Origin of the sequence: Methylobacterium sp. 174MFSha1.1 (genome assembly GCF_900116815.1) — a bacterium.
GTDB lineage: Bacteria > Pseudomonadota > Alphaproteobacteria > Rhizobiales > Beijerinckiaceae > Methylobacterium.
In genome coordinates, this window is sequence record NZ_FPCB01000018.1 from 88,324 (window position 1) to 107,041 (window position 18,718).

Here is an 18,718-nt window from a genome sequence, read left to right on the forward strand (position 1 = left end):
CGGTCGTCGCGTCGCCGCGCCGACCCGCATCGCGCCGGGTCCGCACACGGGTGATTCGCGCCCTACGCGATCCCCCCGATCGCGCTGCGATCGAATGGTGCCGCCGATGGTTGATCGTTGCGGTGTTTCCTTGGGCGACGCGGTGCCCGTCTGGTCGGACCGTACTTCAGAGGCGCGACAGCGATCAGGCCGTGGCAACCCGAAGCAATCGGCCGGGCGCGACGCAAGTGGCACTGTTCTTCTCTGGCTCGGCCGCACCGCTCTGCCGGGGTCGAGCCGGTGTGCTCCCTCGCGATTGCGTTGCATTCCTGCCTCTCGACCGTGCGATGAATGTCGCGTTGCAGCGATCCCGAGGCATCGTCAGACGTCGCATGGTTTGTGCCGCGGCCTCTTTCAAGATCTAACAAACGCTGCGAAGCGTTCGGCATGCTGCGATGCGGCGAGAGTTGTCTGTAAGAACATAACCCCACGAGCCGGCAACTTTCGTCGTTCGCCGGCTTTGAAAAAATAAACCCGCCCCGCAGGAGCGGCGCCGACCGCTGATAGGGCGTCATCAGCGGTAGCTTTGCGGCGCGATCGGCTTCCTCGGCAGGCATATCCATCCGCGCTATGCTTGGGCCAACCCTTTGTTGATTTACAAGTAGTTACATACCGAAATATCTATTCTATAAAGTAATATGATGCAACGGCCCTCCGCGGGCATGTTCGAACACAAACGATCCTTGCCGCTTCCCATGTTGCCGAGAGTCGACAAAACTCGACCGAAGGTCGGCGGCCCGATTGAAGTGGCAGATTACCCTTGGTAATATGATTCCTGGCGGAACCAGGAGCGAGGGGATGTTTATGCTGACGGAGGCGCAGTGGGCGGTACTCGTGCCCTTGCTCGAAGGCTGCCGGCCTCGCGGCAAGACGCAGCCTCACGATCTCAAACGGACCATCGAAGCGATACTCTGGCGCCACTGGCACGATACCAACTGGCGCGCCGTTCCCGACCATTACGGCCCGTGGTGGATGGCAGCCCAGACCTTCATCCGCTGGTCGCGCCTCGGCGTCTGGGGGCAGCTCCTCACCCGCCTCGAGCAACATTTCGAGGAGACCGGCCTGCCGGTCCCGGGCATCGATCACGACGAGTTCGCCTATGGCGGCGCCCGCAAGAAGGAACTGCAGGACAGCGAATTGCAGGTGCGCCAGATCGCCAACATGCTGCTGAGCCTGCAGAAGCGGGCGGCGGTGGCCTGACGCCGCGCATCGCGTCGGGCCTCATGTGAGAGCCAGGTCCTGTGGAGCAGGTCCCTGCCCCGGAGTGGGCTCGCTCCGGTGGAAGCCTGACACGGAATCCCGATATCGCGGCCTGGACGCGGGTTGCCCGGCCGGGGATCGTAAGCGTCGCCCGACGACCGTCGTACCACGGTCGACGAGAGGACCCATTGTCCGGCGGAGTGAGCGGGGCGGAAGGACGTGTCGTCATGATCGGACCGTCGCGGTGATGCCGTCATGACCTGGCCGTCCGGCGACAGCGAGATGGCCCGGCGCATCCGGGACCACCACTGGTCCGCGACGCCGCTCGGGCCGGTCGAGGCTTGGCCGCCGCCTCTGCGCGCCGCCATCGACCTCATTCTCCCGGCGGCGACCCCGATCGGCCTCTACTGGGGCCCCGATTTCGCCCTCGTCTTCAACGACGCGTGGCGCCGGCTCGTCGGCGCGAAGCACGAAATCGCCCTCGGCCGGCCGGCGCGCGAGGTGTTTCCGGAAATCTGGGCCGAGATCGGGCCGATGCTCGCGGGCGTTCTCGCCGGCCAAGGTGCCGCCCAGGTCCGGGACCGCCGCCTCCCGCTCGACCGCGCCGGCCGGATCGAGGATGCCTGGTTCAGCTTCAGCTTCGATCCGATCCTGCTGGCGGACGGGTCGGTTGGCGGCATCCTCAACATCGCCACCGAAACGACCGGGCGCATCCTCACCGACCGGCGGCGCGAGGAGGCCGAGCGGGCTCTGCGCGACAGCGAGGAGCGCCTGCGGCTGACGGTCGAGCTCGTCCCGGCCATGCTGTGGTGGTGCGATGCGGACGGCAACAACACCGCCATCAACCACCGCTGGCGGTCCTATACCGGTCAGGACCGCTCCGATATCCAGGATGACGGCTGGCTCGACGCGATCCATCCCGACGACGTCGAGGCGACCCGGGCGGCCTTTGCCCACGCCTACGCGACAGGCACGCCGGTCGAGCGCCAGCAGCGCATCCGCCGGACCGACGGCGCCTATCGCTGGCACCTGGTGCGGCACGTGCCGATCCGTGGCCTGGACGGAGCCATCACGCACTGGTTCGGCGCGGCCATCGACATCCAGGACCTGTGCGTCCTTCAGGAGCGCCAGCAGGCCCTGGTCGCCGAGCTGCAGCACCGGACCCGCAACCTCCTCGGCGTGCTCCGCGCCCTCGCCGACAAGATCATGGCGCGCTCGACCGACCTCGCCGATTTCAGCACCCGCTTCAGCGACCGCCTGGCCGCCCTCGCCCGCGTCCAGGACCTGCTGTCGCGCCTGGCTGAGGGGGAGCGCGTCACCTTCGACGAATTGCTGCGCATCGAGCTGGCGGCTCTGAACGGCGATGCCGGCCGCGTCACCCTGGACGGGCCGACGGGCGTCGCCTTGCGCTCCTCCACGGTGCAGACCTTCGCGCTCGCCCTGCACGAGCTCGCCACCAACGCGATCAAGTACGGGGCGTTCTCACAAGCAGGCGGGCGGCTCGAGATCCGCTGGCGCGTGGCGCGCCGCCCCGAGCCCTGGCTCCACGTCGACTGGCGCGAGCGCCACGTCGCGATGCCGGCCACCCCGCGGGAAAACGGATCCGGCCGCGAGCTGATCGAGCGGGTGCTCCCCTACCAGCTCGGCGCCGAGACGACCTACGCGCTGCGGGCGGACGGCGTCCACTGCACCATGGCGCTGCCGGTCTCGACGCATCGGGCCGCGGGCGGCGAACCTCCGATGGCGCCGCCCGGATGAGGGACTTGCGCCCCTACTCCGCCGCCTCGCGTAAGCGCGGCGGCGCCTCCTCCTCCGGCGCGTCCTCCTCGCCGTGCGGCCCGTGCGAGCCGCCGGACAGGAAGGTCGCGAGCTTGTCGAGGTAGATGTAGATCACCGGCGTGGTGAACAGCGTCAGCACCTGGCTCACCGCGAGGCCGCCGACCATGGCGTAGCCGAGCGGCTGGCGGATCTCCGAGCCGGTGCCGGTGCCGAACATCAGCGGGATGCCGCCGAGCAGCGCCGCCATCGTGGTCATCAGGATCGGGCGGAAGCGCAGCAGGGCCGCCTTGCGGATCGCCTCCTCCGGCCCGATGCCCTCGTGGCGCTCGGCGACGATCGCGAAGTCGACCAGCATGATGCCGTTCTTCTTCACGATGCCGATCAGCAGGATGATGCCGATCAGCGCGATCAGGCTGAAATCGTAGCCGAACCACAAGAGCATCGCGAGCGCGCCGACGCCGGCCGAGGGCAGGGTCGAGAGGATCGTCAGCGGGTGGATGTAGCTCTCGTAGAGGATGCCGAGGATCAGGTAGACCACCACGAGCGCGGCGGCGATCAGGAGCGGCACCGTCGAGAGCGATTGCTGGAACGCCTGCGCGGTGCCCTGGAAGCCGGTGGCGAGCGTCGCCGGCACGCCGATCTCCTTGGCGGCTTTGTCGATCGCATTCGTCGCCTGGCCGAGGGCGACGTTGGGGGCGAGGTTGAAGCTGATCGTCACCGAGGGGAACTGGCCCTGGTGGCTGATCGAGAGCGGGCGCACCGGCTCGGTGGTCCAGGTGGCGAAGGCGGCGAGCGGCACCTGCCCGCCGGTGGTCGGCGACTTCACGTAGATGTTGCGCAACGAATCCGGGTTGCCCTGGAGCGCCGGCAGGATCTCCATCACCACGTGGTAGCTGTTGAGCTGGGTGAAGTACTGCGCCACCTGGCGCTGGCCGATCGCGTCGTAGAGCGTGTCGTCGATCAGTTGCGGCGTGATGCCGAAGCGCGAGGCGGCGTCGCGGTTGATCGACAGGGTCAGCGTCGTGCCGCTGGTCTGCTGGTCGGTGGCGACGTCGCGCAATTCCGGCAGGGTCTTGAGCTTGTCGAGGAGGCGGGGCGACCAGGTGTTCAATTCGTCGAGGTTCGGGTCCTGGAGCGTGTACTCGAACTGGGTGCGCGAGGAGCGTCCCCCCGTCCGCACGTCCTGCGCGGCCTGGAGGAAGACCTTCACGCCTTCCAGTTGCGCGAGCTTCGGCCGCAGCCGGTCGATGATCTGGAAGGCGTTCGCCTCGCGATCGTCCCGCGGTTTCAGCGTGATGAACATCCGGCCGGAATTGAGCGCCTGGCCGCTGCCGCCGATCGACATCGCGACGCTCGCCACGTCCGGATCGGCCTGGATCACCGCGCCGACCGCGCGCTGGCGGTCCTCCATGGCGGAGAACGAGATGTCCTGCCCGCCCTCGGTGATGCCCTGAATCAGGCCGGTATCCTGCTGCGGGAAGAAGCCCTTCGGGATGATCACGAACAGGTAGCCGGTGAGCGCCACCGTGCCGAGGAAGGTCAGGAAGGTGACGACGTGGTGGCGGAGCGCCACGTCGAGCGCCGACTCGTAGGCGTGCAGCATGCCGTCGAAGACGCGCTCGCTCCAGCGGTAGAGTTTTCCGTGATGCTCGGCGTTGTGCTCCTTGAGGAAGCGCGACGCCATCATCGGGGTCAGCGACAGCGACACGAAAGCCGAGACGCCGATCGTCATCGACAGCACGACCGCGAACTCGCGGAACAGCCGGCCGATGATGCCGCCCATCAACAGCAGCGGGATCAGCACCGCGATCAGCGAGACCGAGATCGACACGATGGTGAAGCCGATCTCGCCGGCGCCCTTGAGCGCCGCCTGCATCGGTTTCATCCCCTCCTCGACGTAGCGGGCGATGTTCTCCAGCACCACGATCGCGTCGTCGACGACGAAGCCGACCGCGATGGTGAGCGCCATCAAGGACAGGTTGTCGAGGGTGTAGCCGGCCATCCACATCAGCGCGCAGGCGCCGAGCAAGGCCAGCGGCACCGTCACGCTCGGGATGATGGTCGCCCAGACCGACCGCAGGAACACGAAGATCACCGCGACGACGAGCGCGATGGTGATCAGCAGCGTGAACTGCACGTCCTCGACCGAGGCGCGGATGGTCTGGGTGCGGTCGCTGAGCGTCTGGACCTTCACGCCCGCCGGCAGCGAGGCGGTGATGCGCGGCAATTCGGCCTTGATCCGGTCCACCGTCTCGATGACGTTGGCGCCGGGCTGCTTGAAGATCACCAGGAACACGCCGCGCTGGCCGTTGGCCCAGGCCGCCTGCTTGGTGTCTTCCGGCCCAGCCACCGCCGTGCCGATGTCGCGCACCCGCAAGGGGGCGCCGTTGCGGTAGGCGATGATGACGTCGTTCCAGTCCTTGGCGAGCGTCAGCTGGTCGTTGGCGTAGACGGTGTAGCTGCGGGTCGCGCCGTCGAAGCTGCCCTTCGGGCTGTTGACCGTGGTGATCGAGAGCTGGGTGCGCACGTCCTCGAGCGACAGGTCCTTGGCGACGAGCTTCGCCGGGTCGATCTGCACCCGCACCGCCGGCTTCTGCTGGCCGCCGATCAGCACCTGGCCGACGCCCGAGACCTGGCTGATGCGCTGCGCCAATTGCACGTCGGCGGCGTCGTCGACCTCGATCAGCGGCAGGGTGTCGGAGGTGACCGAGAGCAGCAGGATCGGCGAATCGGCCGGGTTCACCTTGCGGTAGGTCGGCGGGCTCGGCAGGGTTTTGGGCAATTGCCCGCCGGCGGCGTTGATCGCCGCCTGGATGTCGTTCGAGGCCGCGTCGATGTTGCGGTTGAGGTCGAACTGCACCGTGATCGACGAGATGCCGAGGGCGCTCGTCGAGGTCATCTGGCTCACGCCCGGGATCTGTGCGAACTGGCGCTCCAGCGGCTGGGCCACCGAGGAGGCCATCGTCTCCGGGCTGCCGCCGGGCAGCTGCGCCGTCACCTGGATCGTCGGGAAGTCGACCTGCGGCAGCGGCGCCACGCCGAGCAGCGGGTAGGCGACGATGCCGATGAAGAGGATCCCCGCCATGATGAGCGAGGTCGCGACGGGAAAGCGGATGAAGTAGCCGGAGATGCCGGTCCGCGCGGCATTCTCCTGTCCGGATCCGAACTGCATGTCAGCGCGCCTCGCTCGAAGCCAGGGCGGCGTTGTCCGCTTGGCGCGCTTCCTGGGCTGCCGGCTTGCCCTCGGCTGCCGCCGGCTTGGCCTCGGCGACCAATGCTCCCTCCTGCACCCGCGACTGGCCGCGCCAGATCACAGTCTGGCCGGGAGTCAGCCCCTTCGTCACCTGGGTGCGCCCGTCGGTGGAGCGGCCGACGCCGATCGCCTGCATGTGAGCGTGTCTCTGGTTGTCGACCACGAAGGCGTAGAGCCCCTTCGGCCCGTGCTGCACCGCGTCGTCCGGCACCGTGACGGCGTCGGGGATCGTGCCGGTGCGCATCTTCGTCGAGACCGACAGGCCCGGCCACAGGGCATGGTCCTTGTTGGCGAAGGAGGCCTTGAGCCGCACCGTGCCGGTCGCGGTGTCGACCTGGTTGTTGACGAGGTCGAGGCGGCCCTCCGACAGCCGGGTCAACCCGTCGGTGCTCCAGGCCTCGACCGGCACCGGACCGGCGGCGAGCGCCTTCGTCACCTCGCGCAATTGCTCCTCGGGCGCGGTGTAGACGACGAAGATCGGCTCGACCTGGGTGATGGTGACGATCGCGGTCTGTTGCGCGGCGTTTACGATGTTGCCGACGTCGATCTGGCGGAAGCCGGTGACGCCGTCGATCGGCGCCTGGATCGTCGCGTAGGAGAGTTGTGTCGCCGCGTTGTCGATCGCCGCCTGGTCGGCGGCGATCTGGGCGGTGAGCTGGTTCACCGTGGCGGCCTGGGTGTCGGTCTGCTGGCGCGAGGCGTAGTCGCCGAGCTTGGTGTAGCGCTCGAGATCGGCCTTGGCGTTCTTCACGTTGGCCTCATCCTGGGCCTTCTTCGCCTTGGCCTGGTCGAGGGCGGCCTGGTACTGGCGCGGATCGACCTGGGCCAGCAGGTCGCCCTTCTTCACCACCTGGCCCTCGCGAAAGCCGATCTTCAGGATTTCGCCGTCGACCCGGCTGCGCACCTGCACGGTGTTGTAGGCCTGGACCGTGCCGAGGCTGCCGAGCACCACCGCGAACGGGCCTTGCTCGACCTGGGCGAAGGTCACCGGCACCGGGGCCGGCGCCCGCACAGCGGGCTTCGCGCTCTCAGGCTGATGGCGGGTCTGCCACGCATAGGCGCCGCCCGCCCCCGCCACGATCACGAGGGCCAGCAGCCATCCACCGCGCCGGCGCTTTTGTCGTCCAGCGCCCTGTTCTGATCTCATCGGTCGCGCGCTTCCACAAGTCCGGAGCCGGCCCGAAGACAAATGTCCGACCCGCCGAAGCGGTTGCGCGGACCAGCATGCTTCAGGCGTATGACATTCGACTGTTTCTGCAGTATGCGAGGACCGTGCGTCGTTTCTGCGCGGCGGGCAGGCCTGCCCTCCCGCCAGCGCGGGTAATCATCCCCTCCCCGTCATCCCGGGGCCGCGCAGCGGAACCCGGGATCCATAAACGCCGATACGTCAGGAAGAGGCGGAAGCGGTCCCGCTCGGTCTGGCAGCCCCAGCGTTTATGGATCCCGGGTTCTCGCCTTTGGCGAGCCCCGGGATGACGTTGAGAGATGTCGGCCGGCTTTATGCGATCGATGCCGCCGGAGAAGGCTCTCAAGCGCGGGCCATGGCGTCCGCCTTGCCGATCAGCGCCTCGGCCATGCGGATCGACGCGATGTCGATGAGCCGGCCGTCGAGGGAGACGGCGCCTCGGCCGGCCTTGGCCGCCTCCTCCATCGCCGCCAGGATCCGTCGCGCCTTGGTCACCTCGGCCTCGCTCGGGGTGAAGACCTCATTGGCGAGATCGATCTGCGAGGGGTGGATCGCCCACTTGCCCTCGAAGCCGAGGGCCGCGCAGCGCCGGGCCGCCGAGCGGTAGCCGTCTGGATCGGAGAAATCGCCGAACGGCCCGTCGATCGGCCGCAGGCCGTAGGCGCGGCAGGCGACCAGCATCCGGTTCTGGGCGAACAGCCACGGATCCTGCCAGTGGGTCTGGCGCCCGCCGGCCTCGTCCTTGTCGGTGAGCACCGAGTAGTCCGGGTTGACGCCGCCGATCACGGTCGAGCGGGCGCGCAGGGAGGCGGCGTAGTCGGCGACGCCGAAGGACATCGCCTCCAGGCGCTTCGAGGACTGGGCGATCGCCTCGACATTGGCCATGCCGAGCGCCGTCTCGATCAGCACCTCGAAGCCGATCTTCTTGTCGCGCCGTTTGGCCTGCTCGATCTGCGTCACCAGCACGTCGATGGCGTAGACGTCCTGTGGGACGCCGACCTTCGGGATCAGGATCATGTCGAGGCGCGGGCAGGCCTCCACGATGTCGATCACGTCGCGGTACATGTAGTGGGTGTCGAGGCCATTGATGCGGATCATCATCGTCTTTTTCCCCCAATCGATGTCGTTGAGGGCCTGGACGATGTTCTTGCGCGCCTGCTCCTTGTCGTCGGGCGCCACCGCATCCTCGAGGTCGAGAAAGATCACGTCGGCGGTGGATTTCGCCGATTTTTCCATGAAGGTCGGGTTCGAGCCCGGCACCGCCAGCTCGGAGCGATGCAGGCGCGGCGTGGCTTGCTGGACGAGAGTGAAGCTCATCGGGGTTCCTCCCTGGCGATTGTTCGGAATTCCTTTGCGGAAGACACCATACCAGAAGGTTGGGGGCTCCCCTCGTCCCGCTCGTCGACGGGTTAGTCGGGGACAATGCTGGTGCGGGTGCATCTCCTGCCGTCCGGGATGCGTCCGGTCATGGTGACGGGGCCATCCTGGTGGGACTGGTGTCCAGGCAGTACTTGCAAGCGAAGGATAACCGCTTCGCCCGGGTGCCGGAATGCCCCAATAGGCCAGGGCGCTCGGGTCGGGGTGGGAGGAGGTCGCAGGTAGGAGAGACGATTCGGCGAGTCTCACGCCACGGCCGTGTGTCGTGCGAGAGGAGAAGCCGTTGCCTGGGTTTAGATCAGCAACTCCTTCATTCTATTTCAACGCTATTGAAACACACAGGGTCATTCCGGGGCCGCGCAGCGGAGCCCGGAATCCAGAAACTCAAGTGGCTCAGAAGAAGGCGGGGCGGTCCAAGATTTATTCTGAACCATCCGCGGTTCTGGGCGTGCCTCTGGCACTCCGGGCTCCGCTGCGCGGCCCCGGAATGACCCTGTTGGTTTGGATTCCTTCAGAGTCTCAATCACCTGAATTCCGAGAGAGGAGGCTCCCCGCCCCCTCCCACTTCGCAATTGGCCGGTCTCACCCCTGCGCCAGAGCCGACGCCACGCGCCGGGCGAAGGCGACCGGATCGCGCGGCGGATCGCCGCCCTGGACATGGGCGAGGTCGACCAGCGTCTGGGCCGCCTCCCCCACATCCTCGCCCGCCGCCGCACGTTCTGCGATGCGGCGGATCAGTGGGTGGCGCGGGTTCAGCTCCAGCACCGGCTGGCCGCCCATGCCGCCGCCGGCACCGCGGCCGGCGCGGCGCAGGAGGCGCTGCATCTGAAGGTCGGGCCCGAAGGCCGGGGCCGAGAGCAGGACCGCGCTGTCGACGAGGCGCTGGCTCGCCTTGACGTCGGAGACGTCGTCCTTGAGCGCCTCCTTCAGCTTCGGCAGCAGGTCGGCGAGGTCGGCCGGGGCGTCGCCCTCGGAGACCTCCGGCTCGAAGGCCGAGAGGTCGTCGCCGCCCTGCGTGATGCTGCGGATCGGCTTGCCCTCGAACGTGTCCATCCGCTCGGGCCAGAACGCGTCGACGTGGTCGGAGAGCAGCAGCACTTCGAGGCCGCGGGCGGAGAAGCCTTCGATCTGGGCCGAGCGCTTCAGCGCCTCGGTGTCGTCGCCGACCAGGATGTAGATCGCCTCCTGGTTCGGCTTCATCCGCGAGACGTAGTCGGCGAGCGAGGTCCAGCCCTCGACGGTCGAGGAGCGGAAGCGCAGCAGGCTGGCGATGTCCTGGCGGTGCTCGGCATCCTCCCACAGCCCCTCCTTCAGCACCGGCCCGAAGGCCTGCCAGAAGGTGGCGTAGCTCTCCGCGTCCTTCGCGCGGGTCTTCAGCTCGGACAGCACCTTGCCGGTCACCGCGCGGCGGATGCGGGCCAGCACCGGCGTGGCCTGCAGCATCTCGCGCGAGACGTTGAGCGGCAGGTCCTCGGTGTCGACCACGCCCTTGACGAAGCGCAGCCAGGACGGCAGCAGCCCGGCCTCGTCGGTGATGAACATCCGGCGCACGTGCAGGCGCACCTTGCTCTCGCGCTCCTCCTCGACCGCCATGAAGGGCTTCATGCCCGGCACGAACAGGAGCGCGGTGAATTCGAGCTGGCCTTCCGCCCGCCAGTGCAGGGTCGCCCAGGGCTTGTCGAAGGCGTGCGCGACCTGGCGGTAGAACTCGGTGTACTCCTCCTCGGTCACCTCGGACTTCGGCTTGCGCCAGAGCGCCGTGCCCTTGGTGCCCGGCACCTCCTCGCCGTCGCGCAGGAGCGTCACCGGCACGGTGATGTGGTCGGCCCACTTGCGCACGATGGTCTCGAGGCGCAGCGGCTCCAGGTACTCCTCGGCATCGGCCTTCATGTGGAGCACGATGTCGGTGCCGGGCTCGGGCTTGGTCGCGGGCGCCAGGGTGTACTCGCCCTGCCCCTCCGAGGCCCAGGTCCAGGCCTCGTCCGAGCCGGCCTTGCGCGAGGTGACCTCGACCCGGTCCGCCACCATGAAGGCCGAGTAGAAGCCGACGCCGAACTGGCCGATCAGGCTCGGGCGCTCCTCGGGCTTGGCGTCGGCGAGCGACTGGCTGAAGGCCCGGGTGCCCGAGCGCGCGATGGTGCCGAGGTTCTGCGCCAGCTCGTCCTTGCCCATACCGATCCCGGGATCCGAGATGGTCAGGGTCCGGGCCGCCTTGTCGGGGTTGATCCGCACCTTGGCGTCCGCCGGCAGCGCCAGGGCGGAATCGGTCAGCGCCCCGAACCGGCGCCGGTCGACCGCGTCGGCGGCGTTGGCGACGAGCTCGCGGAGGAAGATCTCGCGCTCGGAGTAGAGGGCGTGGACCACGAGGTCCAGGAGGCGCCCGACCTCGGCGCCGAAGGAATGCCGCTCCACAGTCTCGCTCACGTGTCGGTTCTCCGTTGGGAACAAATCGTCGCGGGCGGATATGCGGGGCGCCGCGCCGCTTTTCAAGGAAGCGGGGGCGCGGTCAGGCGGGCGACGATCGCCCGGACCTCGTCGCGGCCGGCCGGCGCGAGATCGACCGAGCGGTGGATCGACAGGCCCTCGATCATCGCGTCGAGGGCCCGCGCGGTCGCGGGCGAGAAGTGCTGCTCCAGAGCCGCGCGGCTCTTGCCCATCCAGCCCTGCATCACACGCCTGAGGGTCGGAACCCGGGCGGCGTAGGCGTAGAGCTCGTAGCTCAGGAGCAGGTTGCGGGGCGTGGCCCAGCCGTCGTCGACGACGAGGTCGACCACCGCCTCGCAGGCTTCCGTGCGGGTTCCGGCTGCCGCCAGCCGCTCGGTGAACCGGGCCGACACGTCGTCGGCGAGGAGCGTGAAGGCCTCGGTCAGCAGGTCGTCGAGGCTCGCGAAATGATAGGTCATCGAGCCGAGCGGCACGTCGGCCGCCGCGGCGATCCGCCGGTGGGTCGTGCCGGCGACGCCGTGCGCGGCGATCGTGTCGAGGGCCGCCCGCAGGATGCGGGCGCGGCGGTCGGGATCGTAGCGACGGGTCGGGGCGGGCAAGCGGGTCTCACGAGCGGGTTGGCATTCGGCCGCGATATGTACATATGTACGCATCGCGGCCGAATGCCAACCGACAGCGAGGGACCATGACGAGCCAGAAGCAGAAGATGCTCGCCGGCGAGCTCTACATCGCCGACGATCCGGAGCTCGCGGCCGACAACCGGCGCATCTCGGCGTGGATGGACCGCTACAACGCCAGCAACACGTTGAGCCAGCCCGAGCGGCAGGCGCTGATGGCGGAGGCTTTCGCCCGGGTCGGCGAGGGCTGCAACATCCGCCCGCCCTTCTTCTGCGACTACGGCTACAACATCAGCCTCGGCCGCGGCGTCTTTCTCAACTTCAACTGCTGCATCCTCGACGTGGTGCAGGTGACGATCGGCGACATGACGCAGATCGGGCCGGGCGTGCAGATCCTCACCGCCGACCACCCGCGCGATCCGGCTGAGCGCAAGCAGATGCTCGAATTCGGCCGGCCGGTCATGATCGGGGCGAATGTCTGGATCGGCGGCGGCGCGATGATCCTGCCCGGCGTGACGATCGGCGACGACGCGATCATCGGGGCCGGCAGCGTGGTCACCCGCGACGTGCCGGCGGGGGGCGTCGCGGTCGGCAATCCGGCGCGGGTGCGGGCGGCGGGCTAGCAGAGGTCGCGCCGAAACCTGCGCGACAGATCAAGGTTTATCCCATTCACTACCTCGTCCTGAGAGCCTGTTCGAGCCGTTGCGCCGAACGATCTGCATACAGGCCGACATCTCTCGACGTCATCTCGGGGCCCGTCGAAGACGAGAACCCGGGATCCATAGCCGCTGACGGTGCAGGGTGAAGCGGAACGCGTTCCGACGTCTTCTGCATCGTCAGCGGTTATGGATCCCGGGTTCCGCTCCGCGGCCCCGGGATGACATCGAGGGTTTCAATGCGGTCGGCCAACTCAAACAGGCTCTGAGGTGCGAACGAAGTGAGCCTCGAAGGAGGCTTCCAGAACTCTCCGCGATCCCTGGAGGCCTCCTTCGAGGCCAACCGATCTTCGATCGGCCGGCACCTCAGGATGAGGTCGTGGGTGGGATGATGCGTAACACTGCCGGTCAGCTCCTCACCCCTCCGGCCGCCGCACCACCAGCAAATTCGCCACCAGCACCTGCACCGCCTCGCCGTGCTGGTTCAACGTCGTGGTGCGCACCTTCGCCAGCCCCTGGCTCGGCCGCGAGCGGGAGGGGCGCACCTCGATCACCTCGCTCTCGAGCCGGATCGTGTCGCCCGGGCGCAGGGGCCTGGGCCAACGCAACTCGTCCATGCCGGCACCGATGATGCCGCCGGCGAGCCGCATCTCGCTGTCGACGAGGAGTCGCATGGTGAGCGCCGCGGTGTGCCAGCCGCTCGCCGCGAGGCCGCCGAAGAACGTCGCCTTGGCCCGCTCGGCGTCGAGGTGGAAGGGCTGCGGGTCGAAGTCCCCGGCGAAGCGGACGATGTCGGCCTCGGTCACGGTCGTCTCGCCCGAGCCGTAGACCTGGCCCGGCATCAGGTCGTCGAGGAACAGCTCCCGCGTCATCCTACTCCCCTCCCGCTGCGACGAGGGCGGGCGTCGGCGCCCGCTCCCCGCGAAACCATGCCCCGGCCGCGACCGCGCCGGCATTGATGAGCCCGAGGGCGGCGAGGCCGAGGCCGAGCGCGAGGAAGACCCCGTCGAGCCCGAGGCCGAGGCGCAGAGCCAGGACGCCGCCGCCGATCGACACAGCCATGCGGGCGAGCCCCGCCACGAGCGGCCAGCCGACCCGGCCGGCCCCTTGCGAGGCGAAGTAGAGGGCGAGCCCGATCCCGGCGAAGCCGTAGAACGGCCCGACGAGGTGGAGGTAGCGGCTGCCGGTGGCGAGCATCTGCGGGTCGTGGCCGAACAGGCTCAGGAACGGCAGCGGCCAGAAGGCGGCGGCAAGGCCGATGGCTTCCGTCAGGCCCCCGGCGATCGCCGCCCCGGTCCAGGCCACCTTGAGGGCGCGGGCCCGATCGCCGGCGCCGATGCAGGTGCCGACCATCGCGCCAATCGGGGCGCCGAGGCCGAAGACTAGGGGCACCAGCAGGTATTCGAGCCGCGCGCCCGTGCCGTACCCCGCCACCGCCGCCGGGCCGGCGGCACCCGCGAAGGCGGTGGCGGCGGCGATGGTGACGTTGGTGGTGGCGCTGACGATCGACGAGACGGCGCCGATCCGCAGGATGTCGCGCAGCGGCGCCCAGGCGAGGCGCGGCGGGCGGGAGCTCGGTCGCAGCAGGCCGCGCCCGGCCCAGAGGTGGTGGGCGAACACCACCGAGCCGGCGGCGTAGTAGGCCAGCACCGCGACGCCGCCGCCGACGATGCCGAGGCCGGGGATCGGTCCGACCCCGTAGATCAGGGCGGGAGAGAGCGGCACCAGCACGGCGGCGCCGACGCTGATGACGATCGCCGGCAGCGCCATGTTGCCGGTGCCGCGGATCACCGCCGCGAGCGCGTTGAACAGCCAGACCAGCACCGCGCCGCAGAAGACCACGCCGCCATAGGTCGTGGCCGCCTGGAGCGAGGCGCCCTCCCCACCCATCGCCCGGTAGAGCGCCGGCCCGAAGGCGAGGTCGAGAATCGTCGTGAGGAGACCGAGGACGAGGGCGATGGCGGCGGCGTACCACGGCAGCCGGTCGGCCTCCGCCCGCCGCCCGGCCCCGAGCGCGCGGGCCACCGCCGACAGGATGCCGCCGCCCATCGCGCCGGCGGAGATCATCTGCACCAGCATCAGGACCGGGAAGACCAGCGCCATGCCGGCGAGCGCGTCGGTACCGAGCCCGGCGACGAAGGCGGTCTCGATCAGCCCGACCAGGGCCTGGACCAGCATCACGACGACGTTCGGTGCGGCGAGGCGCAGGAGCGTCGGCCCGATCGGGGCGTGGAGCAGGCGGTGGGTGCGCGCGTCCATCGGGCGGCACTCCTCGTTCAAGTCAGTGCGGCCGGCGGATCCGGCGCTGCGTGATTAGTGGCATATGCAAGTTTCTCGTCAAGCCGGAAGGTGGCAGGCGGCTCGCGCCTGGATACGGTAAGGGACGATGGCTCGCGGGCGTGCTCGGCCGATCCGGCGCCTCGTGCAAGCCCGTTCTTTTCCGGATCTCCTCTCGCTTCGCCACAGCGATCTCGGCAGGGGGCGGGGACTCCCCGCTCTTTCGTTTGGCCTCTACCGATTCATCATGCTGCGGGTCATTCCGGGGCCGCGAAGCGGAGCCCGGAATCCAGACACTCAGGTGGTGCAGACTGAAGCAGAACATCCTCAGCTTGATCCTGAACTCTCCGCGGCTCTGGATTCCGGGCTCCGCTTCGCGGCCCCGGAATGACCCGGAGGGTGTCAAGACTGTCGAGACAATCAAGCGGCCTCTGCGGGATCCAGCGTTTCCCGTTTGCGATAGCATCCCTGGCATCCAGGATCCTGTTCCGTCTCCTCGCTTCCGATCGAAGGGTGCTCGGCCCCTCGTATCCGGGGACGCTTCAGGCACGATCCATATTGGTGTGCCGCGCCGGGCGCGTACAGGCGGCGGAGACGGGGTCGCGCCAGGTTTCTGCGGTTCCCCGCGCCGCTACGCCACCACCCCCAGAGCCGCCAGCCGCTCCGCCTCGGCGGAGGCGAGGTCGAAATCGTCCTCCGGCACCCGCGGCAGGAAGCGCTCGACCTGCTCGCAGAGCACGAGGTCGGGCAGGATCCGCTCGACGTAGCCCCAGTCGAGGTTCGACGACCAGATGAAGTGGACCTCGCGAAAGGTCTCCGCCAGCATGGCCGTCAGACCGTTCTCGGAGAAGTTGGCGCAGGAATCGCCGAACAGCACCAGGGTGCGGGGATCGGCCTCCGGGGAGGCGTTGCGGTAGACCGCGTGGGCGCCGCTATGCAGCTCGCCGAGGCGGCCGGCGGCGGCGTGGGCGTCGATGAGGCGGCCGCCGCCGACCCGCTCGGCATCGCGGAAGAGCCGGTAGTTGCGCACGGTCTCGAGGGGCGGCGCGTCGAGCTTGTTGCCGATGTCGAGCACGGCGTCGAACTCGTCGAACGGCCGCGCCAGGAAGTCCGTGCGCGCGGTGGCGCCGCAGGCCCGGCAGAACAGCCGGTAGGCGAGCAGGCAGCCGTGGATGTTCCAGTGCGTGTCGGTCCGGTAGTGCAGATTCTCGTCCCGCCGGGCCCGCATCGGTCCGACGAGGTCGATCCAGGCCCGGCGCCCCGGCCAGGACCAGCGCATCAGGGTGCCGAGGCGGCGGGCCGGCCCGAGACGCGGGTCGAGGGTCAGGCCGTCGAAGCGGTCCTCGTAGATGCTGAGCTTCTCGGGCACCACCAGGTGCAGGTAGCGGCTGCCGAGGCTCTCGCAGCGGCGGATGCGCCGGTGGATCTGCCGGCGCCACAGGCGCAGCACCCGGTCCATCGGGCGGATCCGGCGGTACTGGTCCGCGACCTCGTTGGTGCCCCCGGTGAGGAAGAGCCAGCCGTCCTTGCCCGCGTGATACATCCGCTTCCCTGCTCGCGGCCCCGCGAGGGGAGATCCGCCACCCGAGGGGGTCTGCTACGGCGGAGCGGAAAAAGAAAGGCGATCGGACGCCGGATCCGCCCTCGCGGATCGGCGTCGGTGGATCAGGGCCGGCGGACCTTGGCGCCGTAACGGCGGTGCCACTCGGCCAGGATGCGGGACCGGTTGCGCGCCATCCACTCGAGGTCGTTGCGGATCATCCGCGCCTCGGCGTGGGGCGGGTAGAGCGGGCCCGGGCTGGAGACGCCCGGATAGGCCACGATGGCGAAGCTGCGGGCGTAAAGCGCGTTGGCCTCGCGGCTCGCGGCCCAGTCCGCCACCCGCCGGGCGAGCGCCCGGTTCGGCCGGCCGGCCACGACCGCGAAGCCCTCCGCCTCCCAGCCGGTGCCGTCGACCGGCACCACGATGTCGAGGGGGGCGCCCGCCGCCTTCTCGGCGGCGGCCCGCATGTCGAGGGAGAGGCCGGCGGCGGCGCGGCCCGCGGCGGCCTCCTCGCACGGGCCCGAGCCGGTCGGCAGGTAGGCGGCGACGTTCTCGTTCAGCGCGTCCATGTAGGCCCAGCCCGCCTCCTCCCCGAGGGTCTGGAGCCAGCCGGCGACCAGGAGGTAGCCGGTGCCGGAGGCCGCCGGGTCCGGCATCACGACCCGCCCCTTCAGGGCGGGGCCGAGCAGGTCGCGCCAGAAGCTCGGGCGCGTGATCCGGTCCCGGCCCGCCACCTCGGTGTTGAAGCAGACGACGCCCAGATAGGCGTCCATGCCGGTCCAGCTGTAGGGCGGGTTCGGATCGCGGAAGAACGGCCGCAGCGCCTCGACGCCGGCGGGCCGGTACGGATCGAGCAGGCCGGCGGCCTCGAATTGCAGCAGGCTGGTGGCCGCGATGCCGAGGAGGAGGTCGGCTTGCGGCGCCGCGCGCTCGGCGAGCACGCGGTCGGTGATGATCCCGGTCGAGGCGCGCTGCCAGACGATCTCGACCTCCGGCACCGCCACCTCGATCGCCCGGCGGATCGGGTCGAGCTGCTCGGGCTCGAGGGCGGTGTAGGTGACGAGCCGGGTGCGCTCCGCCGCGGCAGCGGGCGCCGAGAACGCCATGACCGCTGCCATGAAGCCGGCGACGAGGGAGGGGACGCCGCCGGCCGCCGCGCCCCATCCTCCGCTCCCGCGCCCTCGTCTGCCGCCCGACGATGCCAGCCTGCGCATCGCGCTCCCTCTCCCCGAACGGTCCCGTGCCTGGATCCTTGCCCCGGTCCTCGCCTCGACGCATGCATCCCTCGGCCATGCATCCCTTGGCGTAGAATCCCCCGACGACGATGCGGTGACGCGCCGCAGGCCGCAACCCGGATCCTGTCGTGCTCTTCCCTGCCCTGCCGCGCGGGAAACCGGCCGCCGGATATCCGGCATGGTCTTGCGGCAACTCCCGGTTCGGGCCGAACGATGCGATAGGTCGTTGATATTGCCAGTTGTTCCGTGCCGGGAGGGTACCCACGCGCCCCCGACTTGCTCTAGGATGATGTCCGCACGGACCGTTTCCAGAGACGCCACGGTATGACCCAACCGACTCCGCCAGTCGCCTTGATCGCGGATGACGACGATTTCTTCCGCCTCGCCGTGGTGGCGATCCTCACCCGCAGCTTCGGCTTCGCCGAGGTCGTCGAGACCGGGTCCCTCGATGCCGCCCTCGACCAGCTCTCGACGCGCCGGGGGGCCGTGACCCTGGCGCTGTTCGATCTCGCGATGCCCGGCATGGAGGGGCCCGGGAGCCTGAGCGCGGTGCGCGAGTGCTTCCCGGCGGTGAAGGTGGCGGTGGTCTCGGCCTCGACCGAACGCAACAAGATCCTCACGGCCCTCGAGGTCGGCGTCCACGGCTACGTGCCGAAGGGCATCGGCTCGGCCGAGCTGACCCGGGCGGTGGGCATGATCCTCGACGGGCAGATCTTCGTGCCGGCCTCCCTGGCGGTGCTGGACGGCGCCGGCCCGCGCCCGGCGCTCGAATCGCGCGGCCCCGCCTTCGACGGCCGGCCGGACTGGCGTCCCGACGGGCGCCAGGACGGGCGCCAGCCGCGCATCCCCGACCTGACGCCGCGCCAGCGCGACGTGCTGGCGCTCCTGGTCGAGGGACGCTCGAACAAGGAGATCGCCCGGCGCCTCCAGCTCGGCGAGGGCACCGTCAAGGTCCACATGGCGGCGCTCCTGCGCAGCCTCGGAGTGCAGAACCGGGCTGCGGCGGCAGTGGTGGGCGCGCGGCTTCTGGCCGATTGAGGCTTCCGGCCGGGCGAACGGCGCGCGGCCGCGTCGCTCGGCAATCGCGACGGAAACCCCGCGACGGAAATAT

13 protein-coding genes are annotated in these 18,718 nt (G+C 69.4%); 4 read left to right on the top strand and 9 right to left on the bottom strand.

The genetic code is table 11. From position 1 onward, the window contains the following. Nucleotides 1–837 precede the first annotated feature (837 nt). Both BM430_RS16800 and BM430_RS16805 read left to right on the top strand, forming a co-directional pair. Nucleotides 838–1,239, top strand: a complete 402-nt coding sequence (locus BM430_RS16800) for a transposase (RefSeq protein ID WP_177303081.1) — start codon at nt 838–840, stop codon at nt 1,237–1,239. Nucleotides 1,240–1,494: 255 nt separating this feature from the next. Then, nucleotides 1,495–2,997: a sensor histidine kinase gene (locus BM430_RS16805; RefSeq protein WP_093568392.1), complete on the top strand. Its 1,503-nt coding sequence runs from the start codon at nt 1,495–1,497 to the stop codon at nt 2,995–2,997. Between the two features lie 13 nt (nt 2,998–3,010). Here BM430_RS16805 and BM430_RS16810 read toward each other — a convergent pair whose 3' ends face one another. From BM430_RS16810 to BM430_RS16830, 5 genes are all read right to left on the bottom strand, one after another. Continuing rightward, nucleotides 3,011–6,190, bottom strand: a complete 3,180-nt coding sequence (locus BM430_RS16810) for a multidrug efflux RND transporter permease subunit (protein ID WP_093568393.1) — start codon at nt 6,188–6,190, stop codon at nt 3,011–3,013. Nucleotide 6,191: 1 nt separating this feature from the next. Continuing rightward, on the bottom strand, nt 6,192–7,418 hold the full coding sequence (locus BM430_RS16815; RefSeq protein ID WP_093568394.1) for an efflux RND transporter periplasmic adaptor subunit: 1,227 nt from the start codon (nt 7,416–7,418) through the stop codon (nt 6,192–6,194). A gap of 381 nt (nt 7,419–7,799) precedes the next feature. Beyond that, nucleotides 7,800–8,774 carry an HpcH/HpaI aldolase/citrate lyase family protein gene (locus BM430_RS16820; protein WP_093568395.1) on the bottom strand — a complete coding sequence of 325 codons (975 nt, stop codon included), beginning with the start codon at nt 8,772–8,774 and terminating at the stop codon, nt 7,800–7,802. Nucleotides 8,775–9,416: 642 nt separating this feature from the next. After that, entirely contained in the window at nt 9,417–11,258 is a 1,842-nt protein-coding gene (htpG, locus tag BM430_RS16825) for a molecular chaperone HtpG (RefSeq protein WP_093568396.1), read from the bottom strand. Nucleotides 11,259–11,320: 62 nt separating this feature from the next. Further along, on the bottom strand, nt 11,321–11,878 hold the full coding sequence (locus tag BM430_RS16830) for a TetR/AcrR family transcriptional regulator (protein ID WP_093568397.1): 558 nt from the start codon (nt 11,876–11,878) through the stop codon (nt 11,321–11,323). Nucleotides 11,879–11,964: 86 nt separating this feature from the next. Here BM430_RS16830 and BM430_RS16835 point away from each other — a divergent pair, with 86 nt between their 5' ends. Next, entirely contained in the window at nt 11,965–12,519 is a 555-nt protein-coding gene (locus BM430_RS16835; RefSeq protein ID WP_093568398.1) for a sugar O-acetyltransferase, read from the top strand. Nucleotides 12,520–12,968: 449 nt separating this feature from the next. On the opposite strand, the gene BM430_RS16840 is transcribed toward BM430_RS16835, so the two are convergent. The 4 genes from BM430_RS16840 to BM430_RS16855 all read right to left on the bottom strand — a co-directional run bounded on the left by BM430_RS16840 (nt 12,969) and on the right by BM430_RS16855 (nt 17,586). Further along, complete coding sequence (locus BM430_RS16840) at nt 12,969–13,424, bottom strand: MaoC family dehydratase (RefSeq protein ID WP_093568399.1); 456 nt, start codon at nt 13,422–13,424, stop codon at nt 12,969–12,971. A 1-nt stretch (nt 13,425) separates the two neighbouring features. Next, nucleotides 13,426–14,811 carry an MATE family efflux transporter gene (locus BM430_RS16845; protein ID WP_093568400.1) on the bottom strand — a complete coding sequence of 462 codons (1,386 nt, stop codon included), beginning with the start codon at nt 14,809–14,811 and terminating at the stop codon, nt 13,426–13,428. Between the two features lie 649 nt (nt 14,812–15,460). Then, nucleotides 15,461–16,372: an alginate O-acetyltransferase AlgX-related protein gene (locus tag BM430_RS16850; RefSeq protein ID WP_093568401.1), complete on the bottom strand. Its 912-nt coding sequence runs from the start codon at nt 16,370–16,372 to the stop codon at nt 15,461–15,463. Between the two features lie 122 nt (nt 16,373–16,494). Next, complete coding sequence (locus BM430_RS16855; RefSeq protein ID WP_244539519.1) at nt 16,495–17,586, bottom strand: extracellular solute-binding protein; 1,092 nt, start codon at nt 17,584–17,586, stop codon at nt 16,495–16,497. A gap of 345 nt (nt 17,587–17,931) precedes the next feature. Between BM430_RS16855 and BM430_RS16860 the strand changes: the two genes are divergently transcribed. Further along, nucleotides 17,932–18,645, top strand: coding sequence for a response regulator (locus tag BM430_RS16860; protein WP_093568402.1), 714 nt, complete (start codon nt 17,932–17,934; stop codon nt 18,643–18,645). Nucleotides 18,646–18,718: the final 73 nt, after the last annotated feature.